Origin of the sequence: Komagataeibacter sp. FXV3, from assembly GCF_015155755.1 — a bacterium.
In the GTDB taxonomy this organism is placed as follows: Bacteria; Pseudomonadota; Alphaproteobacteria; order Acetobacterales; family Acetobacteraceae; genus Komagataeibacter.
In genome coordinates this window covers 1-25,117 of the sequence record NZ_VWPI01000055.1, presented here as the reverse complement: position 1 = coordinate 25,117, position 25,117 = coordinate 1, and the positions used below count along the sequence as shown (strand labels likewise).

23 protein-coding genes and 1 pseudogene are annotated in these 25,117 nt (G+C 62.6%); 17 read left to right on the top strand and 7 right to left on the bottom strand.

Going from position 1 to position 25,117, the window contains the following annotated elements; translation table 11 throughout:
• The 7 genes and pseudogenes from F1542_RS05610 to F1542_RS05580 all read left to right on the top strand — a co-directional run.
• Nucleotides 1-320, top strand: a pseudogene (locus F1542_RS05610) (DNA polymerase III subunit delta'); the annotation flags it as partial.
• The gene (gene metG / locus F1542_RS05605) at nucleotides 317-1,855 is read left to right on the top strand and encodes a methionine--tRNA ligase (RefSeq protein WP_193732175.1); all 1,539 of its coding nucleotides are present in this window, start codon (nucleotides 317-319) and stop codon (nucleotides 1,853-1,855) included. The pseudogene F1542_RS05610 and the gene metG, both read left to right, overlap by 4 nt.
• Nucleotides 1,852-2,649: a TatD family hydrolase gene (locus tag F1542_RS05600; protein ID WP_193732174.1), complete on the top strand. Its 798-nt coding sequence runs from the start codon at nucleotides 1,852-1,854 to the stop codon at nucleotides 2,647-2,649. Before metG ends, F1542_RS05600 begins: the two co-directional genes overlap by 4 nt.
• Nucleotides 2,650-2,652: 3 nt before the next feature.
• Nucleotides 2,653-3,447, top strand: a complete 795-nt coding sequence (locus F1542_RS05595; protein WP_193732173.1) for an MBL fold metallo-hydrolase — start codon at nucleotides 2,653-2,655, stop codon at nucleotides 3,445-3,447.
• 259 nt (nucleotides 3,448-3,706) lie between these two features.
• Nucleotides 3,707-5,209 carry an IMP dehydrogenase gene (gene guaB, locus F1542_RS05590; protein ID WP_193732172.1) on the top strand — a complete coding sequence of 501 codons (1,503 nt, stop codon included), beginning with the start codon at nucleotides 3,707-3,709 and terminating at the stop codon, nucleotides 5,207-5,209.
• A gap of 37 nt (nucleotides 5,210-5,246) precedes the next feature.
• The gene (locus F1542_RS05585; protein ID WP_193732171.1) at nucleotides 5,247-6,542 is read left to right on the top strand and encodes an RsmB/NOP family class I SAM-dependent RNA methyltransferase; all 1,296 of its coding nucleotides are present in this window, start codon (nucleotides 5,247-5,249) and stop codon (nucleotides 6,540-6,542) included.
• A gap of 233 nt (nucleotides 6,543-6,775) precedes the next feature.
• The gene (locus tag F1542_RS05580; protein ID WP_193732170.1) at nucleotides 6,776-8,680 is read left to right on the top strand and encodes a sodium:proton antiporter; all 1,905 of its coding nucleotides are present in this window, start codon (nucleotides 6,776-6,778) and stop codon (nucleotides 8,678-8,680) included.
• Here the strand turns inward: F1542_RS05580 and F1542_RS05575 are convergent.
• Nucleotides 8,667-9,122: a L,D-transpeptidase gene (locus F1542_RS05575; protein WP_193732169.1), complete on the bottom strand. Its 456-nt coding sequence runs from the start codon at nucleotides 9,120-9,122 to the stop codon at nucleotides 8,667-8,669. The two genes, F1542_RS05580 and F1542_RS05575, sit on opposite strands and share 14 nt — an antisense overlap.
• 221 nt (nucleotides 9,123-9,343) lie before the next feature.
• Here F1542_RS05575 and F1542_RS05570 point away from each other — a divergent pair, with 221 nt between their 5' ends.
• Nucleotides 9,344-10,063, top strand: a complete 720-nt coding sequence (locus tag F1542_RS05570; protein WP_026018684.1) for a response regulator transcription factor — start codon at nucleotides 9,344-9,346, stop codon at nucleotides 10,061-10,063.
• Between the two features lie 79 nt (nucleotides 10,064-10,142).
• On the opposite strand, the gene F1542_RS05565 is transcribed toward F1542_RS05570, so the two are convergent.
• Nucleotides 10,143-10,937, bottom strand: coding sequence for an exodeoxyribonuclease III (locus F1542_RS05565; RefSeq protein ID WP_193732168.1), 795 nt, complete (start codon nucleotides 10,935-10,937; stop codon nucleotides 10,143-10,145).
• A gap of 379 nt (nucleotides 10,938-11,316) precedes the next feature.
• On the opposite strand from F1542_RS05565, the gene uvrC reads away from it, so the two are divergent.
• From uvrC to F1542_RS05530, 7 genes are all read left to right on the top strand, one after another.
• Nucleotides 11,317-13,215, top strand: a complete 1,899-nt coding sequence (uvrC, locus tag F1542_RS05560; protein WP_193732167.1) for an excinuclease ABC subunit UvrC — start codon at nucleotides 11,317-11,319, stop codon at nucleotides 13,213-13,215.
• A 92-nt stretch (nucleotides 13,216-13,307) separates the two neighbouring features.
• On the top strand, nucleotides 13,308-13,907 hold the full coding sequence (pgsA, locus tag F1542_RS05555) for a CDP-diacylglycerol--glycerol-3-phosphate 3-phosphatidyltransferase (protein WP_193732166.1): 600 nt from the start codon (nucleotides 13,308-13,310) through the stop codon (nucleotides 13,905-13,907).
• 25 nt (nucleotides 13,908-13,932) lie between these two features.
• Entirely contained in the window at nucleotides 13,933-14,499 is a 567-nt protein-coding gene (locus F1542_RS05550; protein ID WP_346011798.1) for a hypothetical protein, read from the top strand.
• Nucleotides 14,500-14,551: 52 nt separating this feature from the next.
• Nucleotides 14,552-14,806 carry a molybdopterin converting factor subunit 1 gene (gene moaD / locus F1542_RS05545; protein WP_193732165.1) on the top strand — a complete coding sequence of 85 codons (255 nt, stop codon included), beginning with the start codon at nucleotides 14,552-14,554 and terminating at the stop codon, nucleotides 14,804-14,806.
• 7 nt (nucleotides 14,807-14,813) lie between these two features.
• A complete protein-coding gene (locus F1542_RS05540; RefSeq protein WP_193732164.1) occupies nucleotides 14,814-15,278 on the top strand; it encodes a molybdenum cofactor biosynthesis protein MoaE in 465 nt (154 codons plus the stop codon).
• 314 nt (nucleotides 15,279-15,592) lie between these two features.
• Complete coding sequence (locus tag F1542_RS05535) at nucleotides 15,593-17,440, top strand: ribonucleoside-diphosphate reductase subunit alpha (protein WP_227672508.1); 1,848 nt, start codon at nucleotides 15,593-15,595, stop codon at nucleotides 17,438-17,440.
• A 215-nt stretch (nucleotides 17,441-17,655) separates the two neighbouring features.
• Entirely contained in the window at nucleotides 17,656-18,660 is a 1,005-nt protein-coding gene (locus tag F1542_RS05530) for a ribonucleotide-diphosphate reductase subunit beta (protein ID WP_408886239.1), read from the top strand.
• A gap of 104 nt (nucleotides 18,661-18,764) precedes the next feature.
• Here F1542_RS05530 and F1542_RS05525 read toward each other — a convergent pair whose 3' ends face one another.
• Nucleotides 18,765-19,520 (bottom strand): tRNA1(Val) (adenine(37)-N6)-methyltransferase, encoded by a 756-nt coding sequence (locus tag F1542_RS05525; RefSeq protein WP_193732161.1) that lies wholly within the window; start codon nucleotides 19,518-19,520, stop codon nucleotides 18,765-18,767.
• Between the two features lie 199 nt (nucleotides 19,521-19,719).
• On the opposite strand from F1542_RS05525, the gene F1542_RS05520 reads away from it, so the two are divergent.
• The gene (locus tag F1542_RS05520) at nucleotides 19,720-20,724 is read left to right on the top strand and encodes a polyprenyl synthetase family protein (protein WP_193732160.1); all 1,005 of its coding nucleotides are present in this window, start codon (nucleotides 19,720-19,722) and stop codon (nucleotides 20,722-20,724) included.
• A 79-nt stretch (nucleotides 20,725-20,803) separates the two neighbouring features.
• Here F1542_RS05520 and F1542_RS05515 read toward each other — a convergent pair whose 3' ends face one another.
• On the bottom strand, nucleotides 20,804-21,631 hold the full coding sequence (locus F1542_RS05515) for a glutamate racemase (RefSeq protein ID WP_193732159.1): 828 nt from the start codon (nucleotides 21,629-21,631) through the stop codon (nucleotides 20,804-20,806).
• 16 nt (nucleotides 21,632-21,647) lie between these two features.
• Nucleotides 21,648-22,409, bottom strand: a complete 762-nt coding sequence (locus tag F1542_RS05510) for an orotate phosphoribosyltransferase (protein ID WP_193732158.1) — start codon at nucleotides 22,407-22,409, stop codon at nucleotides 21,648-21,650.
• Nucleotides 22,410-22,636: 227 nt separating this feature from the next.
• On the opposite strand from F1542_RS05510, the gene F1542_RS05505 reads away from it, so the two are divergent.
• Entirely contained in the window at nucleotides 22,637-22,891 is a 255-nt protein-coding gene (locus F1542_RS05505) for a hypothetical protein (RefSeq protein WP_010508037.1), read from the top strand.
• Nucleotides 22,892-23,054: 163 nt separating this feature from the next.
• Here the strand turns inward: F1542_RS05505 and gltA are convergent, their stop codons facing one another.
• Both gltA and F1542_RS05495 read right to left on the bottom strand, forming a co-directional pair.
• Nucleotides 23,055-24,353, bottom strand: coding sequence for a citrate synthase (gltA, locus tag F1542_RS05500; RefSeq protein ID WP_193732157.1), 1,299 nt, complete (start codon nucleotides 24,351-24,353; stop codon nucleotides 23,055-23,057).
• A gap of 220 nt (nucleotides 24,354-24,573) precedes the next feature.
• Nucleotides 24,574-25,116: a histidine phosphatase family protein gene (locus F1542_RS05495; RefSeq protein ID WP_193732156.1), complete on the bottom strand. Its 543-nt coding sequence runs from the start codon at nucleotides 25,114-25,116 to the stop codon at nucleotides 24,574-24,576.
• Between the last annotated feature and the right edge of the window lies 1 nt (nucleotide 25,117).

Sequence of the window (25,117 nt, the reverse complement as noted above, 5' to 3'; positions counted from 1 at the left end):
ATGCAGCGGAACTGGCCGCAATCGTGGCGGGCGTGATGGATGGCACGGTGGGGGAGGATGCCGGGTATGACATTGCCGAACAGGTGACCCGGCGTGAAAATGGCTTTAGCGTCTTTTTCGATCTGCTGTGTGATGCCATATCAGACAGGACGCGTAACCTTGCCCTGCGCACGGAGCAGGGGCGTGAGGGGGATCCGCATCCGGCCCGACTGGCCCTGCTGTGGCAGGACATGGTACGGCTGCGCGCGGAAACCGAACAATTCAATCTGGATAAACAGCAGGCGCTGCTTACGGCGCTTGCGCGGGTGAGTGGAATATGACACGGCGCTACTACGTCACAACACCAATCTATTACGTGAACGGGGCGCCGCATATCGGCCACGCCTATACATCGGTCGCAGCCGACGTGATCGCGCGTTTCAAGCGTCTGGCGGGGTTTGACGTCTTTTTCCTGACCGGCACGGACGAACACGGGCAGAAGGTGGAACAGGCGGCGCAGGCGGCGGGCATGACCCCCATCGCCTTTGCCGACCGCGTGGCCGCCGATTTCCGTGACATGTACGACAAGATGGCCATTTCGTACGATGACTTCATCCGCACCACCGAACCGCGCCATGCGGACGGCGCGCAGGCGCTGTGGAAAAAGCTGGAGGAAAACGGCCATATCTACCTTGGCGCGTATGAAGGCTGGTACGCCACGCGTGATGAGTGCTTCTATGGCGAGGAAGAACTGATCGACGGCCCGGACGGGAAGAAGGTCGCCCCCACGGGTGCCGCCGTGGAATGGGTGAAGGAGCCGTCGTACTTTTTCAATCTGTCCAAATTCGGTGACAGGCTGCTGGAACTGTACGAAACCCGCCCCGGCTTCATCGAACCCGCCAGTCGCCGCAACGAGGTGGCGAGTTTCGTAAAGCAGGGCCTGCGCGACCTGTCCATAAGCCGCACCAGCTTCAACTGGGGCATTCCCGTGCCGGGCGACCCGAAGCATGTGATGTATGTGTGGGTGGACGCGCTGGCCAACTACCTGTCCGCCGTGGGTTACCCGGACCAGACGGCCCCGCGCTGGGATTTCTGGCCCGCCAACCTGCATCTGGTGGGCAAGGATATCCTGCGCTTCCATGCCATCTACTGGCCCGCGCTGCTGATGGGGGCGGGGCTGGACCTGCCCGATCGCGTGTTCTCGCACGGGTGGTGGACCATCGAAGGCCAGAAGATGAGCAAGTCGCTGGGCAATGTGGTGGACCCGCGCGACCTGGTGGCGGAATTCGGCCTCGACCCGATCCGGTTTTTCCTGATGCGTGAAATGCCCTTTGGCGGTGACAGCGACCTCAGCCGCCGCGCCATCATCTCGCGCATGAATGTCGAACTGGCCAATGACCTTGGCAACCTGGCCCAGCGCACGCTGTCGCAGATCGCACGCAACTGCGATGGAAAGCTGCCGGCGCAGGGCACCCACACGCCCGAGGACACGAAGCTTCTGGCTGCCGCCAGCCTGCTGCCGCAGATCATGCATGAACAGATCGACCGGCAGGCCCTGACCGATGCGCTGGAGGAAGTGTGGAAGGTTATCCGCGCCTGCAACGCCTATATCGACCATCAGGCGCCATGGAAGCTGAAAAAGACCGATGCCGCCCGCATGGGCGACGTGCTGCGCGTGCTGGCCGATGCGCTGCGCATTATCGCCACCGTGCTGCAGCCCTACATGCCCGGCAGCATGGATAAAATGCTGACCCAGCTTGGCGTGCCAGATGATGCGCGGGATTTTGCATCCCTTGATGCACCGCTGCCTGCGGGATGCGCGCTGCCCGCGCCGCAGGGCATTTTCCCCCGCCATGTCGAACCGGAGGCTTCATGACCCGTACGGGACTGACCGACTCCCACTGTCACCTTGACCATTTTTCCGATGAGGAAATGCCCGAAATCCTGGCCCGCACGCGGCAGGCCGGGGTGGATGGCGTGGTGACCATCGGCACCCGCCTGTCCCGCGCCGACCAGCAGAAGAAGCTGGCGACGCTGGATACGCCCGACCTGCGGGTATGGTGCACCATCGGCACCCATCCCGACCATGTGGATGAGGAAGTCCTGCCCGATGCGGCGGCACTGGCGGCGATGGCCGATGACCCGCGCGTGGTGGGCATTGGCGAAAGCGGGCTGGACTATTTCCATGGCCAGGCCGACATCCGGCCGAAGCAGCATGAAAGCTTCCGCGTGCATATCGACGCGGCGCGGCGCACCGGCCTGCCGCTGGTGATCCACACGCGCGAAGCCGATGACGACACGCTGGGTATCCTGCGCGACGAGACCGCGCGTAATGGCGCGTTCCCGTTCCTGATCCACTGTTTTTCATCCGGGCCGGACCTTGCGCGCGGGGCGCTGGAACTGGGGGGGTATATCAGCTTCTCCGGTATCGCGACGTTCAACCGCGCGCAGTCGGTGCGTGATGTGGCGAAAGACGTGCCGGATGACCGGCTGCTGGTGGAGACCGATTCGCCCTACCTTGCCCCGGTGCCGCGCCGTGGCAAGCGCAACGAGCCGGGATACGTGGCCTATACCGCCCGCATGCTGGCTGAACTGCGCGGGATGGAAGATGCCGCGTTCGCGGAAATGACAACCCGCAATTTCAGCCGCCTGTTCAGCCGGGCGGTCTGACGGATGGAAATGATCATCCTTGGCTGCGCCGGCTCGGCTGGCGTGCCCATGCTGGGTGGCCCGGCCGGGGCAGGGGACTGGGGTGAATGCGACCCGAACGAGCCGCGTAACCGCCGCACGCGGTCATCCGTCATCATAAATGACGGGCCGGGGCGCATGCTGCTGGTTGATACGGGGCCGGACCTGCGTGACCAGTTGCTGGCGCAGCGGATCGGCGTGGTGGATGCGGTGCTGTACACCCACGCCCATGCCGACCATATCGCCGGGCTGGATGAACTGCGCGCCATCAACCGCATCATTGGCGGCCCGCTGCCGGTTTATGGCACGCAGCAGGTGATGGATGAAATCAGCATCCGCTTCGACTACGCCTTCCGCCCCTGGACGCCGCCGCATATCTTCCGTCCCATACTGGATGTCCATCATGTGATGCTGCCATCCACCGTAGTGATGGCGGGGATGGAAGTTCAGGTATTCGGCCAGTGCCATGGCAGGACCGAAACGCTGGGCCTGCGCGTGGGGCCGATGGCTTACTGCACCGACGTTGCTGAAATGGATGATGTGGCGCTGGATACGTTGCGCGGCGTCGATACGTGGGTGGTGGACTGTTTCCAGCGTGGGGACCATCCATCCCACGGGTGGCTGGCGCGGGTGCTGGAATGGCGCGACATCATCCAGCCGCGCCGCACGGTGCTGACCCATATGGGGCCGGACATGGACTGGGCGTGGATGCAGGCCAATCTGCCCGACGGGGTCGAGGCGGCGTATGACGGGCTGCGCCTGCATGCTGGTGAAAAATAAAAGTTTTTCGGGTGCCGCCTTTTTTCAAAAAGGCGGCGTTCCTTGAAGCTTCCTGAAAAAAGCATCACCAGAAATCTTCTTATGACCGCAGGATATTTTGCCACGCGTCGTAGCGGCCTGGCCGCCGTTTGCGCAATAAAGCGCACCGGACCTGCGCGTAATGCTTGCCAGCGCCCGATTAGCACCCTAAGAGGGTGCGCCAACGGTCGGTGACCCGAGGCGCGGGGTAGCCGCCATCTGCTGACGAGGCCCCTGCATCATGTCTTCCACTCCCAAAAACACATCCGCCCCCCGGCTTGAGGACCGCATCCGCGAGGCCCTCGCCTTTGATGACGTGCTGGTGGTTCCTGACGAATCGAATGTCCTGCCATCGCAGACATCGACCAAAACCCGGCTGACGCGCAAGATTACCCTGAATATCCCGCTGATCTCATCAGCCATGGATACCGTGACCGAAGACAGCATGGCCATCGCCATGGCGCAGAACGGCGGCCTTGGCGTGATCCACAAGAACCTGACGATCGAACAGCAGGCCGAGCAGGTCCGCCGCGTCAAACGTTTCGAATCGGGCATGGTGGTCAACCCCGTCACGGTCTATCCCGACCAGACACTGGCGGAAGTGAACGCCATCATGTCCCGCCACGGGATCAGCGGCCTGCCGGTGGTCGAACGCGAGACCAACCGCCTGGTCGGCATCCTGACCAACCGCGATGTCCGCTTCGCCACCGATCCGGCGCAGCGCGTGTATGAACTGATGACGCGCGAAAACCTGGTGACCGTACGCAACAACGTGGACCGTGACGAAGCCCGCCAGCTGCTGCACCGCCACCGGATTGAAAAGCTGCTGGTCATTGATGATGAAGACCGCTGCATCGGCCTGATTACCGTCAAGGACATGGACCGTGCGGTGCAGTATCCGCAGGCCAACAAGGACAGCCTTGGCCGCCTGCTGTGCGCGGCCGCGACCGGCGTGGGCGATGATGGTGTTGCGCGCGCGCGCGAACTGATCGCGGCGGGCGTGGATGTGGTGGTGATCGACACCGCGCATGGCCATTCATCGGGCGTGCTGAAAAGCATCGAGCGCATCCGCGCCATTGAAAACGATATCCAGATCATTGCCGGTAACGTCGCGACACCCGAAGCGGCGCGTGCGCTGATTTCCTCGGGCGCGGACTGCGTGAAGGTGGGCATCGGGCCGGGGTCGATCTGCACCACGCGCGTGGTCGCCGGTGTGGGCGTGCCGCAGTTTTCAGCCGTCATGGAAACCTCTGCCGCGTGTCATGAACTCGACGTGCCTGCCATTGCCGATGGCGGGGTGCGGACCTCGGGCGATATCGTCAAGGCGATCGGGGCAGGTGCCGACGTGGTCATGATCGGCTCGCTGCTGGCCGGCACGGAAGAAGCGCCGGGCGAGGTGTTCCTGTATCAGGGCCGGACCTACAAGTCCTATCGCGGCATGGGTAGCCTTGGCGCCATGTCCCGCGGGTCGGCGGACCGCTATTTCCAGCAGGACATCAAGGACACGCACAAGATGGTCCCCGAAGGGATCGAGGGTCGCGTGGCCTACAAGGGCGCGATGGGCGCGGTCATTCACCAGCTGGTGGGCGGCCTGCGCGCGGGCATGGGCTATACCGGTTCCGCCACCGTTGCCGACCTGCAGCAGCGCGCGCGCTTCCGCCGCATTACGGGCGCGGGCCTGCGTGAAAGCCATGTGCATGACGTGTCGATCACGCGTGAAGCCCCCAACTACCGGCAGGACTGACCCTGCCGGTTCCATGACAGTAACGGTTCCATAATCCATGACACCCAGCGCACGGCTTTCCGCCGCCATTGACCTGCTTACCGCAATGGAGGCGACGCCACAGCGGCCTGCCGATGCGCTGGCCAATGCCTTTTTCCGTGAACGGCGATATATTGGCGGCGGCGACCGCCGGGCCATTTCGGCCCGCGTGTGGCGTATCCTGCGGCACTGGCGCAGGCTGCACTGGTGGATCGAACGCGTCGGCATGCAGCCAACGCCCCGCCTGCTGGCGCTGGCCATGATGGCGCTGGACCCGCAGGGGCGTGAAAACCCCGATGATCTGTTTACGGGCGAACGCTATGCCCCGCTGGGCCTGACCGGGCCGGAGCGGCGGCTGTATGACCAGCTTCGTGACCAGGATCTGACCCATCCCGACATGCCGCGCGCGGTCGTGCTGGAGGTGCCGGACTGGCTGCTGCCCCGTCTGGAACGGACGTTTGGCGACGGGCTGGAGGCGGAACTGGCCGCGATGGAGGGGGAGGCGACGCTGGACCTGCGCGTCAACCTGCTGAAATCAGACCGCCCTACCGCGCGTGCGGCGCTGGAGACAGACGGCATCCGGGCGCAGGACACGACGCTTTCCCCATGGGGCCTGCGGGTTGCGGGCCGCCAGCCGGTGACATCATGCGCGGCCTTCCGCAGCGGCATGGTGGAAATACAGGATGAAGGCAGCCAGCTGGTCGTGGCCGCCGTGGGCGCGCGGCCGGGCATGCGCGTGCTGGATTACTGCGCGGGGGCTGCGGGCAAGACGCTGGGCATGGCCATGACCATGGAAAATCGCGGCCATATCGTTGCATGCGATGTGTCCGAACCCCGGCTGGAAGGGGCGGTGCGTCGCCTGCGCCGCGCGGGCGTCCATAATGCCGAACGCCACCTGCTGGTTGCGGGTGACCGCTGGGCGCGTCGGCGCAGCGGCAGTTTCGACCGCGTGCTGGTTGACGCACCGTGCACCGGCACCGGCACATGGCGGCGCAACCCCGATGCCCGCCTGCGCCTGCGTGAACGCGACCTGCTGGAACTGACCGCCAAGCAGGCCGACATCATTGACCGCGCGGCCAGCCTTGTCCGGCCCGGCGGGCGGATGGTGTATGCCACGTGTTCCATCCTGCGGGAGGAGAACGGCGACCAGATCGCGGCTTTCCTTGCGCGCAACCCCGCCTTTTCGGTAGTGACGCCCGATGGGGTGGACGATGACCTGCCGCCGGGCCTGGCGGTGGACGGACAGGTACGCCTGACGCCGCGCCAGCACCATACGGACGGTTTTTTTGCTGCCATCCTGCAGCGCGATTCCTGATATGATATTTCTGCGGCGGGGTGCTTCGGCATAACCTGCCGACGGGAATGACAGGCGTTTTCGGGTGCCGTCTTTTTGGGAAAGGCGGTGTTTCCCGATGATTCCTGAAAAAAGCTTTATCAGAAATTTCTTTATAATCTGCAGGACGTCTCATAGGCAGGTTGTGAAAACAGTCTTCTGGATAACAAGAAAAACCACACGCCAGAACCGCATTCCGGGCCCATGAAACAGATATGGCGGCGGCAGGGGCGTTTGCGTTTGCAACAACGCGGGACATGGGCATGCAGGCAACAAACCTTGCGATTGGAATTCTGTGCGTACTGGGCGGCGGGATCGCGGCCCAGTGGGTGGCGTGGCGGTTCAAGCTGCCGGCCATCGTGCTGCTGTTTTCCCTTGGCCTGATTTTCGGGCCGGGACTGGGCATCCTGCACCCCGGGGCTGCGATCGGACCGTATTTCCATCCGCTCGTGTCCATGGCCGTGGCCTTCATCGTGTTCGAGGGCGGGCTGGCGCTGGACCTGCGGCAGTGGCGTGAATCGGGGGAGGGCGTGCTGCGGCTGACGGTCGCCGCCCTGCCGATCAACTGGATACTCGGCTCGCTTGCCGCGCATTATGTCGGGCACCTGCCATGGGGGACATCGTGGCTGTTTGGCGCGATCGTGGTGGTGACGGGGCCGACGGTGGTGCTGCCGCTGCTGCGCCATACCAAGCTGCGGCCACGGGTTGCGGCCTTCCTGCGATGGGAAGCCATCGTCAATGACCCCATTGCCGCCATCCTCGCGACGCTGGTGCTGGAATGCCTGCTGATCCGGCCGGCGCATGACGGCGGCATTTCGCTGGCGACGGTGGAAATCGGGCCGCACCTGCTGTTCGCCACCATGTTTTCGATCGCATGCGGCATTTTTCCCGCAATCCTGATCAAGTTCCTGTCCGCGCGCGACATGCTGCCCGAAATCCTGCGCATTCCCATGATCCTGGCCTTTGTCATGACGGTGGCCGCACTGTGCAACCTGATCATGCAGGGGGCGGGGCTGATGGCGGCCACGGTGTTTGGCATGGCGCTGGCGAACCTGCATGTGACCGGCATGTCGGAACTGCAGCGGATCAAGGAATCCCTTGGGGTGATCGTGGTGTCGTGCCTGTTCGTGCTGCTGACGGCCGACCTGCCGCGCGCGCTGCTGACCGAACTGTCGCTGCCCATCATGGCGCTGACGTTCACCGTCATGTTCGTGGTCCGGCCGCTGGGCATTTTCCTGTCCACCATCGGGGCCAGCATGTCATGGCAGGAACGGCTGTTCGTGGGCTGGATCGCGCCGCGTGGCATCGTGGCGGCGGCGGTGGCGGGGGTTGTCGGCCTGCAGTTGCATGAAGCGGGATATCCGGGTGGCGACCTGATCACGCCCGCCGTGTTCGCGCTGATCGCATCGACCATGATCCTGCACGGGTTTTCATTGCGGCCCATGGCGCGCGCGCTGCGCCTGACCCTGTCGGATGAACCGGCGCTGGCCATCATGGGGGCCAATGCGTGGTCCACCAACCTGGCCCGCGTGGTGCATGACCGGGGCATACCGGTGCTGCTGGTCGATACCTATGCCCCGGCGCTGAACAAGGCGGCGGGGTTCGGCATCCCGATCCTGCGCGCGGAACTGCTGTCGGTCGAGGGGATGGAAAGTCTGGAGGAGCGCCCGGCGGACTACCTGATCGCGGCGACGCCGGATGCGATCTATAACGGCCTTGTCTGCGCGCGTATGGCCCCAGACCTTGGCCGCCAGCGCGTGTTCCAGGTCAGTCCCGGCATCGCGCGGCTGGACCTGTATCACGGGCTGAGCCGGGATTCGCGTGGCAAGGTGCTGGGGGAACCGGGGTGGAATTTCTCCTATATCGATTCCCTGTACGCCCGGGGCTGGCGCTTTGGCAGCCACGTCATGGAAGAACATGTGGAGGAAGCCGACCTGCTGTCCGGTCCGGGCATGCTGTTCATGATCATCCGCAAGGGCAGCGCGATCTGGATCTTTTCTGCCGAGGACGCGATTCCGGCTGAACCGGCGCAGGGCGACATCATCGTCATGCTGCTGCCGCCCGCGCCCGCCGCGGTGGCGGCGGCTTCATCCCCGGCGGCGGGACCTATACCGGCCTGACGTCGATTTCCGTCAGCCCGGCGGCCAGCAGGTGGCGCAGCACGGGTTCGGGCAGGGCGATGCAGCCTTCCGTCGGGCGGCCGCCTTTTGGCGGCAGGTGCATGAAGATGGCCGACCCCGCGCCAGAATGAACCGGTCCGTCGTTATAACCTAGAACCACGATAATGTCGTAAACGTGATCTTCCCGCCACAGCCGTTCGTGCCGCGCGGGATGGGGCAGGCTGACATGCCGGTTGTAATCGGGATGGCCGGGGTCGTCGCACCATCCATCAAGAGGGGAAAGCGGTTCCACAGGCAGATGACAAACAGGTGATGGGACCCGGTCTGCGCGATAGAACACGCGCCGCAGCGGCAGAATACCGCTGGGTGTTGCGTGATCTCCCTCCATTTTGCGGTTTTTTATGCCGCCCGCGCCGATAATGGCGGGGAAAATTTCGCGCATGCAATGCAGTTGTGCATCCAGCCCTGTATTCGTTTGTAAAATAGCGCGTATCATGAATTCCTCTGGATCGGGTCGTATTTATATTAATTCCGGCCTAATCTGGCAGCATACGGCATGATGGCCGGCAGGTCGCGGGCCTGTCGGTGGTGTGGCCGGAAATGAACACAAAGACAGAGACCGTCCTGCTAACGGGGCGGGACTAAAGTGATAAAGAGGGTTCGATGGCAGGAGCACGTCCCATACTGATAGCGGACGACGATCAGACTTTACGTCAGATGCTCGTTGAACAGCTGCAGATTGATGGTGAATTTGAAGCGATCGAGGCCGGCTCCGTCGCCGAGGCCTGGGAAAAGCTGCAGAAGCCGGGGGCGCGTTTCGACGCGATCATCCTCGATGTGTCCCTGCCCGACGGGGACGGGCGCGATTTCTGCGCCGACCTGCGGCGCAAGGGCAAGCGCATTCCCATCATCATCCTGACCGGTTCCGATGACGAGACGGACGTGGTGCGCGGCCTGGATGCCGGTGCAAACGACTACGTCGCGAAACCGTTCCGCATTGCCGAGCTTCTGGCCCGGCTGCGCGCGCAGATGCGCATTTTTGAAAACAGCGAGGACGCGGTCTTTGCAATCGGGCCATATATCTTCCGCCCGTCCGCCAAGCTGCTGCAGGAAACGGCCAAGAACCGCCGGATCCGCCTGACGGAAAAAGAGGCCGCGATCCTGAAGTTCCTGTACCGCGCGGGCACGCGCCCCGTGCCACGTCAGGTACTGCTGAACGAGGTCTGGGGCTATAACGCCGCCGTGACCACGCACACGCTGGAAACGCACATCTACCGCCTACGCCAGAAGATCGAGCCCGATCCCACCAACGCCACCCTGCTGGTAACGGAAGGCGGCGGTTACCGCCTGGACCCCGAGGGGGGCAAGACCGCCATCGCCTGATGGGTGATGGCCCGCATTCGCAGGTTATCTGACGGGCCGCCCGGTTTCGGGCGGCCCGGTCGCGTTTATGGGGGAACGTTCAGGCGTCCAGGTCGATCATGACCGGCACGTGGTCCGATGGCTTGTCCCAGTCACGGGCTGCCCGCAGCACCTGCATGTCGCGCAGGGCGGGCGTAAGGTCCGGCGTGACCCAGACATGGTCCAGCCGGCGGCCACGGTTGGATCTGCTCCAGTCCCGGTTGCGGTAGGACCACCACGTATAAAGCTTTTCCGTCGCGGGGACGAAGTGGCGCATGGCGTCGACAAAGCCGGTCTGCTGCCATGCCAGCAGGCGTTCGGTTTCGGCTGGCGTGTGGCTGACGATCTTCAGCAACTGCCTGTGGCTCCATACATCCTGTTCCAGCGGGGCGATGTTCAGGTCGCCCACCAGCACGGTGCGCCGCATGTCACGGCCGGAAAACCATTCCCGCGCTTCGTCCACAAACGCCAGCTTGTGGGCGAATTTCGGGTTTTCCGCCGGGTCGGGAATGTCGCCGCCCGCAGGCACATAGAAATCATGCACGTCAATCGCGTCAGGGCCCGTACCATGGCGTATGGCGATGTGGCGGCAGTCACCCCGCTGGCACCAGTCGGGCGCGTCCTCCAGCACGGTTACGGGCTGGCGTGACAGGATCGCAACCCCGTTATAGCCCTTCATGCCGCGAAACACGACGTGGTCGAATCCCAGCGCACGCACCGCATCCAGCGGGAACAGGCTGTCGGGCACCTTGGTTTCCTGCAGGCAGACGATATCGGGGGACGTGTCCCGGCACAGCTGGGCCAGCAGCGGCATCCGCAGGCGGAGGGAATTGATATTCCATGTCACAATACGCATATCGGGTGCATTGCCGATCGGGCGCGGGCTGACAAGAATATTTTTGTGCGTCCGATCCCCCGTGCGAGACAAAAACAGGAACGAATTACAAAAGGCGGCTGATATTCCGTGTAAAATGGAAACCGGGTTTTCCACCACGGAGATGCCACAATTTGTCCACCTGTGGGGTTGACAGGGCGGATTTGGGTTCATGCGGGGTGGGATTTTTTTTCCGGCCATCGGGTGGTCGGATATAGTGTTTTGAAAACAATGGGTTATCGTTAGTGATGTTTTTTTGGGCAATCCAAGTGCAGGAAAGGAAAACCGCCATCCGCACGTTTTTTTCTGCTGCTGCTCCACAGACTTATCCACATTATCGGTGGATGAACGGCTGCCATCCATGACAACCGCCGTTTCGACCGCCCCCGTTCAGCCCCCCGCACAGCCGGTCGGGGTGGAAGCGATACACCACGCCCTGCAGACCATGCCGCAGTCACCGGGCGTGTACCGCATGCTGGGGCCGAAGGGTGACGTGCTGTATGTGGGCAAGGCGCTGAACCTGAAAAAGAGGGTCACGTCCTATACCCATGTCAGCCGCCTGACCGAACGCCTGCGCCGCATGGTGTCCGAAACCCGCAGCATGGAAATCGTCACCACCCATACCGAGGCCGAGGCCCTGCTGCTGGAGTCCAACTACATCAAGCGCATGCAGCCGCGGTACAACATCCTGCTGCGTGATGATAAAAGTTATCCATGGATCATGCTGACGGACAAGCATGATTTTCCCCAGATCAGCAAACATCGCGGCAAGCCGGTGAAGGGGGCATCATACTGGGGGCCGTTCGCCTCCGCGTGGTCGGTCAACCAGACGCTGAACCTGCTGCAGCGCACCTTCCTGCTGCGTTCGTGTTCCGACAGTGAATTGCAGTCCCGCACGCGCCCGTGCCTGCTGCACCAGATCCATCGCTGCGCGGCACCATGCACCGACCGTATCAGCCGCGAGGATTATGCCAGACTGGCGGGGCAGGCACGTGACTTCCTTGCCGGCCGCAACCCCCACATGCGCGAGCAGCTGGGCCGCGAGATGGAGGACGCAGCCGGCGCGCTGGAGTTCGAGCGCGCGGCGGCGATACGCGACCGCATACGCGGGCTGTCGGCATTGCAGCAGGATTCCAGCGTCATCAATCCCTCCACCGTGACGGATGCGGATATCATCGCCATCTGGCAGATCGCGGGGCAGTCGTGCATTCAGGTGTTCTTCATCCGTGCCGGGCGCAACAACGGCAACCGCGCGTTTTTCCCCACGCATGCGCGGGACGAGAACGCGCCCGACGTGCTGGCCGCCTTCATCGGGCAGTTTTATGATGACAAGCCACCGCCCGCACACGTGCTGGTCAATCAGGACCTGCCGGAAGTGGATGTGCTGGCATCCGCGCTGACCCTGCGCCGGGGCCGCAAGGTCGAGATCACGCACCCGCAGCGCGGGGAAAAGCGCGGGGTGATCGAACATGCCGAAATCAATGCGCGTGAGGCGCTGGAACGCAGGCTGGCGGAAAGTGCGGGGCAGGCCCGGCTGCTGCAGGGGGTGGCCGACCTGTTCGGGCTGGACGCGCCGCCGCGCCGGATCGAGACCTATGACAACAGCCATATCCAGGGGGCCAATGCCTATGGCGTGATGGTGGTCGGCGGTCCGGAAGGGTTTGACAAGCGCGCCTACCGCAAGTTCTCCATCAAGGGGCCGGTCACGCCGGGCGATGACTTCGCCATGATGCGCGAGGTGCTGGAACGCCGCTTCCGCCGCGCGCTGAAGGACCGCGAGGAAGGCGTCCGGCCCGAGGACTGGCCCGACATCCTGCTGATCGACGGTGGGGCGGGGCAGTACACCGCCGTGCGCGGCGTGCTGGATGAACTGGGCGTGACGGGGGTGACGCTGGTGGGTATCGCCAAGGGGCCGGACAGGGATGCGGGCCGCGAATGGTTCCATACCGAAGGCCGCGCGCCCTTCCAGCTTCCACCGCGCGACCCGGTGCTGTATTACCTGCAGCGCCTGCGCGACGAGGCGCACCGCTTCGCCATCACCACCCATCGGGCCGGACGGTCCAAAACGCTGGTGCGCTCGGAACTGGACGATATTCCCGGCGTTGGACCTGCACGCAAACGCGCGCTGCTCAAGCATTTCGGCTCGGCGCGCAGTGTGCGGCAGGCGGGCCTGGGGGAACTGGAAAATGCGCCTGGTATCAATCGTGACATGGCGCGCGCCATATACGGATATTTCCATCCCGACTGGACAGGAGAGTGATCGGCTGTCATGCAGATGTGAGCATATGACCTGCCTGACAGGCGTTATCAGTATTTCGGTTTTTCCTCTTTTTTGGCTATAGCAGTACCAGCATGCTTACCGACCTGCCCAATCTCCTGACCCTGTCCCGCATTGTCGTGGTCCCTGTCGTTGTCGGGCTGGTCGTCATCCATACGGCGCAGACCGACTGCGCGGCGTGCATCCTGTTCATACTGGCGGGCATCACCGATTATCTTGATGGCAAGCTGGCGCGGGCATGGAACCAGAATTCCGACCTGGGCCGCATGCTTGACCCGATTGCGGACAAGCTGCTGGTGGGGGCGTCGCTCATGGTCATGGCGGGGCTTGGGCGGTTGCCGTATGGCTGCCTGTATCCGGCCATCATCATCCTTTCGCGTGAAATCCTGGTCAGCGGGCTGCGCGAATACCTGGCGGCAACCCGTGTCGGCCTGCCGGTGACGCGGCTGGCGAAATGGAAGACCGGATTCCAGATGACCGCCATCGGCTTCCTGCTGGCGGGCGACAGCACGGCGCATCTGCTGCATATCGGCTGGCTGCCGGTTGACGCGATGGGCGCGGTCATGATGTGGATCGCCGCAATCCTGACCCTGATTACCGGGTGGGATTACCTGTCCACCGGCCTGCGCCATGTCAGTCGTGGCACGCCGGGGGCCACGAAATTATCTTCCTGACCTACATGAAAAATTAACGCGCGGCGTGGTTGCTCTCTCCTGTGCGGGTCATCTGGCCCGCCTTGTGCCGGACAGGTCAGGGGAGGATACGGTGCGCAATGCAATGGTACTGTCATTGCTGGTAGGGCTTGCGGGGTGTGGTGGCTTTGGCCATATCCTGTCTGACAATACGGAACTGCCCGGCAGCCTGCCCAACACCCCACGTCCCGAGGTCGAGAACATGCGCCGCGTGGCGGGGCAGGCGCCACAGGTGCTGCCCATACTGCCACAGGAACGCAATATCTGGCCGGTCGTGCGGCCGGGACAGTCGGTGCTGGCCGCGATCGGGGCGGACGGTGTCGTCAGCGCCGGTGCGCGTTCGCGACTGGTGGAACGCGAGGTGGACCTGCCCGCGGGCGGCGAGATGCAGATCGGCAACGATGCGGACCCTGTGGACGACCCGGCAGCGGGGGCGCGCGTTTCCGGATTGTCTTCGGGGCCATCGGCAACGCATAAGGGCGTATCGGATTCGGCCATTGTCGTCCCGAACGGCGATGGCACAAACACCGTGGTCGCATCTGACGGCACGGTTCAGGAACAGCAGGCACCATGATGGGCGCAGGCCGCATGGGAACGCTGTATCCATACAGGGAGATGACACCGGAATGCTGCGCATTCTCTATTTCGCATGGTTGCGGGACCGGCTTGGCCGCCCCGGTGAGACATTGCCCATGGGGGCGGATATGCATTCCGTGCAGGACCTGATCGACCAGCTGCGCGCGCGCGGCGGGCCGTATGGGGAGATATTCGCGAAACCCGAACTGATCCGTGTTGCCGTGAACCAGAGTTTCGCCACGATTGACGCCCCTATTGCCGCCAATGACGAAATTGCCTTCTTCCCGCCGGTCACGGGGGGCTGACACCATCATGCCCTGCGTTACGGTCCGTGTTCAGGCGGAAGCATTCGATGCCACCCACGAAACCGCCCTGCTGCTGCGCGGACAGGACGAAGTGGGGGGCGTTGGCGCGTTTACCGGCATTGTCGGCGGGGGGGCCGGGCTGGTGGCGCTGGAACTGGAACACTACCCCGGCATGACCGAGTCCATGATGCGGCAGATCGCCGAATCGGCCTGTGCGCGATTCGGCCTGACCGGCTGCACCGTCATCCACCGCGTGGGCAGGCTGGCGGTGGGCATGCCCATCGTGCTGGTGCTGTGTGCCGCGGCCCATCGCAAGGCGGCGCTGGAGGGGACGGATTTCATGATGGACTGGCTGAAGACCAGCGCACCTTTCTGGAAACGCGAAGAATTCGCAAATGGACGCAGCGAATGGGTCCAGCCGCGCGCGCAGGATGATGCCGCGACGGCACGGTGGGGTGCGCTGGATCAATGAAAGGAGAGGGCGAAAATTTAAAATATTTCTTGCCCATTCCGTACTTGACCAAGCTCGCCCGCTGATTCGGAAGATCAGTCCACAATTTGTCCCCGCACATTATGTAGTGCAATCCGGTACCGTTTCCTCCATATATGGGGGGCAAAATCATAAAACCTCACCGCGCCGCACAGGATCGAAAGGCCCTGGGCGTCAGCGTGAGCCGATTACGGAGAATGTAAATGGTCCTGGATGACGTATCTGGAGGCATGCCCGATCGTTCGGCCGGTGAGGACGGGACCATCCAGGGAAAGGACAGTACGACGATGTCTGATATGCCTGACATGCTGGATAGCGTGGTGCAGCTACCGGGCCACCATCCCGTACGCGTTGACCATTCCCGTGATGCGCTGCTGACGGCATTTGGCAAGGCGACGCTGGATAACCGTTACCTGCTGCCCGGTGAAAGCTATCAGGACCTGTTTGGCCGGGTCGCGTCCTATTACGGGGCGAATCCGGCGCATGCGCAGCGGCTGTATGACTATATCTCGCGTCACTGGTTCATGCCGGCGACGCCGGTACTGTCCAATGGCGGCACCACGCGCGGCCTGCCGATTTCGTGCTTCCTGAACGAAGCCAATGACAGCCTGCGCGGCATCGTGGATCTGTGGAACGAAAATGTCTGGCTGGCGTCCAAGGGCGGCGGCATCGGGTCATACTGGGGCAACCTGCGCTCGATTGGCGAAAACGTGGGGCGCAATGGCAAGACGTCGGGTGTCATCCCGTTCATCCGCGTCATGGACAGCCTGACGCTGGCCATCAGCCAGGGGTCGCTGCGGCGCGGGTCGGCTGCGGTCTACCTGCCGGTCTGGCATCCCGAGATCGAGGAATTCATAGAACTGCGCCGTCCCACCGGCGGCGATCCCAATCGCAAGGCGCTGAACCTGCACCACGGCGTGCTGGTGTCGGACGCCTTCATGCGCGCGGTGGCGGATGATGATGAATGGGCGCTGCTGTCGCCCAAGGACAATTCGGTCATCCGCAAGATTTCGGCCCGTTCGCTGTGGATCCGTATCCTGACCGCACGGATGGAGCAGGGCGAGCCGTACATCATCTTTTCCGACCACGTGAACAACGCCCGTCCCGAACACCACAAGCTGGCGGGGCTGGAGGTCAAGACATCCAACCTGTGCGCGGAAATCACCCTGCCCACCGGCATGGACCAGCACGGGCGCGAACGCACGGCGGTGTGCTGCCTGTCCTCGCTCAACCTCGAGACATGGGATGAGTGGAAGGACAACCCGCAGTTCATCGAGGACGTGATGCTGTTCCTTGATAACGTGCTGCAGGACTTCATCGACCGCGCGCCGGACGACATGGAACGCGCGCGTTACGCCGCCATGCGCGAACGTTCGGTAGGCCTGGGGGTCATGGGCTTCCATTCCTTCCTGCAGGCGCGCAACGTGCCATTCGAAAGCGTGGTGGCCAAAAGCTGGAACCGCCGCATATTCAAGCATATCCGCACGCAGGCCGACGCCGCGTCGCGCAAGCTGGCGGAAGAGCGCGGGCCATGCCCCGATGCCGCCGATTATGGCGTGATGGAGCGTTTTTCCAACAAGATGGCGATTGCGCCCACCGCGTCGATTTCCATCATCGCGGGCAATGCCAGCCCGGGGATCGAGCCGATTGCCGCCAACGTGTTCCTGCAGAAGACGCTGTCAGGGTCGTTTACGGTGCGCAACCGCCACCTTGACCGCCTGCTGACGGAAAAGGGGCAGAACACGAACGAGGTCTGGTCCTCCATCACCCTGAACAAGGGCAGTGTGCAGCACCTCGATTTCCTGACCCAGCAGGAAAAGGACGTGTTCAAGACCGCGTTCGAACTGGACCAGCGCTGGGTGATCGAACACGCGGCCGACCGTGCGCCCTTCATCTGTCAGGCGCAGTCGATCAACATCTTCCTGCCCGCCAACGTGCATAAGCGCGACCTGCACCAGATCCACTACATGGCGTGGAAGCGGGGTGTGAAATCGCTGTATTACTGCCGGTCGCTGTCCATCCAGCGCGCCGATGCCGTAAGCGACGGGCAGGAAAAGCGCGACATGACGAAACAGGAAGGCGACGCGCCTGCGACGCCCACCACCACGACCACGGATTATGAAGAATGCCTTGCCTGCCAGTAAGGGTGGGGTATTTTCAGGTATTGTACAAGGTTATTTGTGGAATTCCCTGTTTCTGACTGGTCATGATGGTCCAAAAAGGGCTGTTTCCTATGTGGAACAGCCCTTTTTTTTGTGTCATTATTTGATGTGGACATAGTGTTGGTCGGCTGTTTATTGTTCGGGTTGTCGGGATTCTGCCCGGCAGCCCGGATTCATGTAACAGGACAGGCATGGCCATGACCGATAAAGCCCCCGGTGCAGATGCCGCGACGCAGCCCGAACCCAGCCTGCTGACCGCCAATCCCGTCTACAAGCCATTCCGTTATCCATGGGCCTATGATGCATGGCTGACGCAGCAGCGTGTGCACTGGCTGCCTGAAGAAGTGCCACTGGCCGATGATGTGAAGGACTGGCACCGCACGCTGACGGAAAGCGAACGGCACCTGGTCACCCAGATCTTCCGATTTTTCACCCAGTCGGATGTGGAGGTGAACAACTGTTACATGAAGCACTACAGCCAGGTGTTCAAACCGACTGAAGTGCTGATGATGCTTTCGGCGTTTTCGAATATCGAGACCATTCACATCGCCGCCTACAGTCATCTGCTCGATACCATCGGCATGCCCGAGACCGAGTATTCCGCTTTCCTTAAATATAAGGAAATGAAGGATAAATATGACTACATGCAGCAGTTTTCGGTCAGCGATAACTACCAGATCGCCCGCACGCTGGCCGCGTTTGGCGCGTTTACCGAAGGGCTGCAGCTGTTCGCGTCCTTCGCCATCCTGCTGAACTTCCCCCGGCATAACAAGCTCAAGGGCATGGGGCAGATCGTGTCATGGTCGGTGCGTGACGAATCGCTGCACTGTGATTCGATGGCGCGGCTGTTCCGGGTGTTCGTGCATGAAAACCCGGAAATCTGGACCGATACCCTGCGTGATGACATCCGCCAGATCTGCCGTGACATTGTCGAGCACGAGGACGCGTTCATCGACCTTGCGTTCGAAATGGGCGCGGTGGCAGGGCTGGATGCGGGGCAGGTGAAGCAGTACATCCGTTTCGTCGCCAACCGCCGTCTGGGCCAGCTTGGGCTGGACGGGATTTATGATATCGCCACCAACCCGCTGCCATGGGTGGATGAAATGGTGAACGCGGTCGAACACACCAATTTCTTTGAAAATCGCGCCACGGAATACAGCCGGGCCTCGACGACCGGGTCATGGGATGAAGCGTTTGCCTGATGGACTGCGATGGATAATTGATAAACAAAAGTTTTCGGGTGCGCCTTTTGAAGCTTTTTGAAAAAAGCTTCACCAAAAACTTTTTCCAATTCGCGCACCAGTCATCAGGACGGCAGGGGGGCGCCGTCCTCCAGCACCGCGCGGGCGGCGGGGGTGAATTCGCCGCTGGCTTCATGCAGCGTCAGGCCGGGCAGCATTTCGCTGCCCGCGCGGGAATTCGCGCGTCCCTGCACCAGCACGATCCGCGCGGCATGCCCCTGACGGGGCCAGAAGGGGCAGATCCTGATCCGGCCCAGACGCGCGTCCTCCATCGCGGCAATGCCGGCGGCCAGCAGGCTGGCGGGCAGGGCGAGTGTCAGGGTGCCATGGTGGCGCAACTGCGCAGCCAGCGCATTCACCCATCCCCCCAGCGCGCCCGCGGGCAGGCGGCGGGCCAGATCGCGCTGCATATGCGCGGAAGCCGACGAATCGTGCCCATGCCATGGCGGGTTGGCAAAGGCATGGTCGATGCGCCGGATGCCCGGTCCCGTCAGCAGCGGGTCATCGGGCAGGGCGGGAATGCCAGCCACGCGCACACGCAGGTCGTGGCGCCCATTCAGGCTGAAATTGTACTGTGCCAGCGCGGCGGTGGCGGGGTCGCGTTCCAGCCCGACTCCCGCAAGGCGGGGCACCCGATTCGTCAGGCACAGCAGTCCCGCCCCCGCGCCGCATCCACCTTCCAGCACGACCTCTCCGGCCCGGGCGGGAACGAAAGCAGCCATCAGAACCGGTTCCAGTCCGGTCCTGTTTCCGGTGGGAAACTGGCGATAGACCACCTTTCCACCCAGCAGGGTGCCCGTCGTGACGGGGGCATGACCCATGGGGAAAGGGGGGGGCGTATCATCAGCCTCATGCCGTGTGTGTGTGTGGTCTGGCTTGACCGTTATTCCGCCGCCGCCCATATACTCATATCTATGTTCATACATTCGGAACCGGGAGAGTAACCTTTTGGCCCTAGCAGTTAGTCTGCCGGAATCCGACGAAACGGCAAGTCAGAAAGACGAAAGGGCTCGCCGCCCGATGGCAGATGGATCAGAAGTCGCCCTGCGTGACCTGTCGGACTATCTCGCAGAGGACATGGCCGCGTGTAACCGCGCCATTGTCGAGCGGATGGACAGCCCGGTTGCGCTCATTCCCCAGCTTGCGGCCCATCTGGTCGCCGCAGGTGGCAAACGGCTGCGCCCGCTGCTGACGCTGGCGTCGGCCCGGCTGTGTGGCTACAGGCCCGATGCCACACACCAACGGCATGTGGCGCTGGCGGCCTGCGTGGAGTTCATTCATACCGCAACCCTGCTGCATGATGACGTGGTGGATGAAAGTTCCCTGCGCCGGGGCATGGCCAGCGCGAATGCAGTGTTCGGCAACAAGGCATCGGTGCTGGTGGGCGACTTCCTGTTCGCCCGTTCCTTCCAGCTCATGACGGATGATGGCTCGCTCAAGGTCATGAATATCCTCTCGTCCGCTTCCGCCACGATCGCGGAAGGGGAAGTGCTGCAGATGTCCACCCAGAACGATCTTTCCACACGGATTGACCAGTATCTGGAAGTCATTCATGGCAAAACTGCGGCACTGTTCGCCGCTGCCTGTCGCGTGGGCGCGGTCGTGGCCGACCGGGAAGGGGCGGAAGAACACGCCCTGGAATCCTACGGCACCAATCTGGGCATGGCGTTCCAGCTGGTGGATGACGCGCTGGATTACGCAGCCGACCAGGCCCGTCTGGGCAAGACGGTGGGCGATGACTTCCGTGAAGGCAAGATTACCCTGCCGGTGCTGGCGGCCTATGCCGCCGGGTCGGAAGAAGATCGCGCCTTCTGGCATCGCGTGATCGAGGAAAGCGAACAGAAGCCCGAAGACCTTGACCATGCGCTCAGGCTGATTGAACAGACCGGGGCCATCCGCACCACGCTGGACCGGGCGACGGAATACGCCACGGCCGCGCGTGAAGCGCTGTCCATCTTCCCCCCCAGCCGCCTGCGTCAGTTGCTGCAGGATACGGCCAGTTACACCATCAACCGCCTGCGTTAAGCAGGTGGTTCAGCGCTAAAAGATAAAAGTTTTCGGGTGCCGCCTTTTTTTAAAAAGGCGGCATTCTTTTGAAGCTTTTTCAGGAATGGACCGCCACGCCTTCGCTGAACAGACACGGCGCATCTGCCGCATAACCCAGCCTGCACAGGCCGGGCAGCAGGGCAGGCAGGTCGGTCGGCATGGCGGTAAAGCAGACCCGTTCGGTCAATGGCGACCGGACATCCGCGGTCGCGCTGCACCGGTCCAGAATGCGCGCAACCTGCCGGGTGACAGCCGGTGCGGGGTCCAGCCACGTGACATGCGCGGGGCCGGTTTCACGCATTGCGTCCAGCAGGAAGGTATAATGCGTGCAGCCAATCCCGACCACGTCAATCCGGTCCCCGCCCGTCTGGCCAAACAGGCCATCAAGTTCGGTTTTCAGTTGCTGGCGGTCGGGTGATCGCCCCCGGAACGCGGCTTCCGCCATATCGGCCAGTCCCCGCGCGCCATAGGCCAGCAGGGTGCAGTCAGGGGCAAAGCGCGCGCTGAGGTCACGCAGATAGGGACGGCGCACCGTGGCGCGCGTGGCCAGCAGGCCAATCGTGCCGGTGCGTGTATGGTCCGCCGCCCATTTTATGGGGGGCACGCAACCCACGAAGGGCACGTCATACGCCGCACGCAGGCTGTCCAGCGCCAATGTGCTGGCGGTATTGCACGCGACCACCACCACATCGGGGCTGAGGCGGTCAATGGCCTGGCCCAGCAGGGTGACAATCCGGTGCCGCAGCGGCGCGTCGGGCTGTTCGCCGTATGGGAAAACGGCGGTATCGGCCAGGTAATCGACCGCGACCCCCGGCAGGAGATCGCGGATATGACCCACGATCCCCAGTCCGCCAATGCCGGAATCAAAAGCGAGGATACGCGCCATCGCCCTGTCCGTAGGTTCAGGTCCCGGCGTCGCGCTTGGCCTTCAGCGCCAGCGCTTCTTCAGCACTCCCCACGCCGCCATGCTTGGCCGACCATGCGCAGGGGTCTTCCAGGAAGCGGCGGACTTCGGCGGCATCCTTTTCCGAGAAATAGGGCTTGCCCGCGCAGGCTTCCAGCACATCCCACCACGTGCACAGCGCATGCAGGCTGATATCCATGTCAGCCAGCGTGCGGTAGGCACCGGGGAACACACCATAGAAGAACACGACAAAGGTGTGATCCACGATCGCGCCGGCCTTGCGCAGCGCGTTGGCGAACTGCACCTTGGACGAACCATCGGTGGTCAGGTCTTCCACCAGCAGGGTGCGCATGCCTTCGGGCACGTCGCCTTCGATCTGGGCATTGCGACCGAAACCCTTGGGCTTCTTGCGTACATAGGCCATGGGCGCCATCATGCGGTCGGCAATCCATGCGGCGAAGGGAATGCCCGCCGTCTCGCCACCCACCACGGCGTCAATGCTTTCGTACCCCACATGGCGGCCGATCTTTTCCACCGCCAGTTCCATGATCTTCTGGCGTGCGCGCGGGAAGAAGATGATGCGGCGGCAGTCGATATAGACCGGGGATTTCCAGCCCGACGTCAGGGTGTATGGGTCATCGGGGCGGAAATTGACGGCCTTGATTTCCAGCAGCAGGCGCGCCGTCATCAATGCTGCGTCGCGGTCCCATGCCGTGGAACCTGTTGAAAGTCCGGCCCCGTTCCCCGTGGCGTCGTGCATACCCTATCTCCGGCCAAATGATATGTGGTGTCATCAATGACAGCACAGACGATTAACCGCAACAGATGTGAAAATCCATCTGTCTGCGTGGACTGCGGGCATAATTGCCGAAAAAAGGCCACATCGGAAACATAACGTGACCCGATCAGCAGAGTGTGAGGCCATGCGTACCTTGCCCCATGGGGGTATTCGATCTAATATCCCAATACTGATAATCATTCTCACCAATGGGTCATCGCATCGTGTCTGTTGAAAACAGTCGCATCTCTCGCAAGTGCGAGCGTGCCGTAATCACCGCCTATCAGGAACTGCGTGGCGTAGGGACCAGCGATGTGTCGGCTTTTCATGCCTGCACCACCCTGTACCGCATCCACCATCCCGAATCCTCGCTAAATGAGGCACGGCGCCTGGTGTCGGAATGGATCGACCACCACGTGATCCAGAAACGTCCCGGCCCCACGAATGGCTGCGAATGTGACTGATCGGGCACGAAGCAGGGAACACATTATATAAGGAAAGGGCGGGCCAATGCAGGACCCGCCCTTTTTTGTATGACGGACACGAAACACGGCGGGTCGAACCGCCACCATTCGTTTCCTGTTCCCGCGCCGGGCGGATGGTGCATCCGCCCGGCGCGGGGGGCAGTCAGCCCCGCTTGGCAAACGGTACGAAGTCGCGTTCCGGTGACCCGGTGTAAAGCTGGCGGGGACGGCCGATGCGCTGGCCCGGTTCCTCGATCATTTCCTTCCACTGGCTGATCCAGCCGGTGGTGCGGGCGACCGCGAACAGCACGGTGAACATGCTGGTGGGGATGCCCATGGCCTTGAGGATGATGCCGGAATAGAAATCGACATTCGGGTACAGGCTGCGCTTGACGAAATATTCGTCGTGAATGGCGATCTTTTCCAGTTCGATTGCCAGATCCAGCAGCGGATCGTCCTTGATCCCCAGTTCGCCCAGCACTTCATGACAGGTCGCCTGCATGATCTTCGCGCGCGGGTCGAAGTTCTTGTACACCCGGTGGCCAAAGCCCATCAGGCGCACGCCGCTGTTCTTGTCCTTCACCTTGGCGATGAATTCGGGAATGTTGTCCTTGTGGCCGATTTCAGCCAGCATTTTCAGCACGGCTTCGTTGGCGCCACCATGCGCCGGCCCCCACAGCGCCGCGATGCCGGCGGAAATGCATGCAAACGGATTGGCCCCGGTGGAACCAGCCAGACGCACGGTGGATGTGGACGCATTCTGTTCATGGTCCGCGTGCAGGATCAGGATACGGTCCATGGCGCGCGCCAGGACAGGATTGATCTTGTACGGCTCGCTGGGAACAGCGAACATCATGGACAGGAAGTTTTCCGCGTACGACAGGTCATTGCGCGGATAGATGAAGGTCTCGCCCTGCGTATATTTGTACGCCCATGCCGCAATGGTCGGGATCTTGGCGATGATGCGCATGGCAGACTGGTAGCGCGTGGTCGCGTTCGAAACATCCAGCCCTTCATGATAGAAGGAGGACAGTGCCCCGACCGTGCCACACAGGATGGCCATGGGGTGGGCGTCACGACGGAAACCGTTGAAGAAATTGCGGATCTGCTCGTGCAGCAGGGTGTGGTGCTTGATCGAGTTCACAAACCCGTCGTACTGCGCCTTGTCCGGCAGTTCGCCGTTCAGCAGCAGATAGGCCACTTCCATGAACGTCGCCTGTTCGGCCAGCTGCGCGATGGGATAGCCCCGATGCAGCAGGATGCCCTTTTCACCATCAATGAACGTGATCTTGCTGGAGCATGAAGCGGTTTCGCCATAACCGGGATCATAGGTGAATACCCCGGCCTGCGCCGGCAGCTTGCGGATGTCGATGACATCCGGTCCCAGCGTACCTGACAGGACCGGCATGGTCACATCCTTGCCGTTCAGCGAGATTGTGGCGCTTTTTCCGGACTCGCTCATCTACAACACTCCTCTTGGGTGCCGACCTCGCGCACATTGGGGCAGGGCGGCACATGTCTCCAACCTCCGGGCATCCTGTCGTTCGTGCGACAGTTGGTTAAGTGTGCCCAAATTTTTATACCCGTGCGCCGCATTGGCGGCGGTCAGCGGGCCTCGGGTCTGACGATAGGAACGAATGCCCCGTCGTGGCAATCCGTCCCCCCCGCCTGCGGCAATGACATTATTGGCAAGACAGGTCGGTCAGGCGGATATCCCCGTCAACCGCCTGATTCCATGCCTGCGTGGCGGTAAAGCAGGCCATCGAGGCCGGTGGAAAGCCCAGATGCAGCGCATTTTCCAGCCCCGACGGACAACGGCGCGCAGCCCAGTGCGCAACCAGCGCCTGCAGGCCGGGGTTATGGGCTAATATAATGATATTGTTGAATTTATCCGGCACCTCATACAGCAGGTCACGGATGGTTTGTGGTGCCGCGTCATACAGGGCGTTCACATATCGGATATCGGGTTGCCGATCGCCATAAAATGATCCGATCGCGGCCAGTGTCTGGCGCGTACGCACCGCCGGGCTGACCATCACCAGGTCCGGCGCGAAGTGCCGTGCGCGCAGCCGCGCGCCACAGCTGGCGGCGGTCTGGCGGCCATGGGCGGTCAGGGGACGGTCGAGGTCAGCCTGCATCCCCATTTCTCCGAACGGGGCGGGGGCGGCCTGCGCATGGCGCATCAGCACCATTTCCCGGACCGGGGCGGGGCGGCCTGCCTGTATG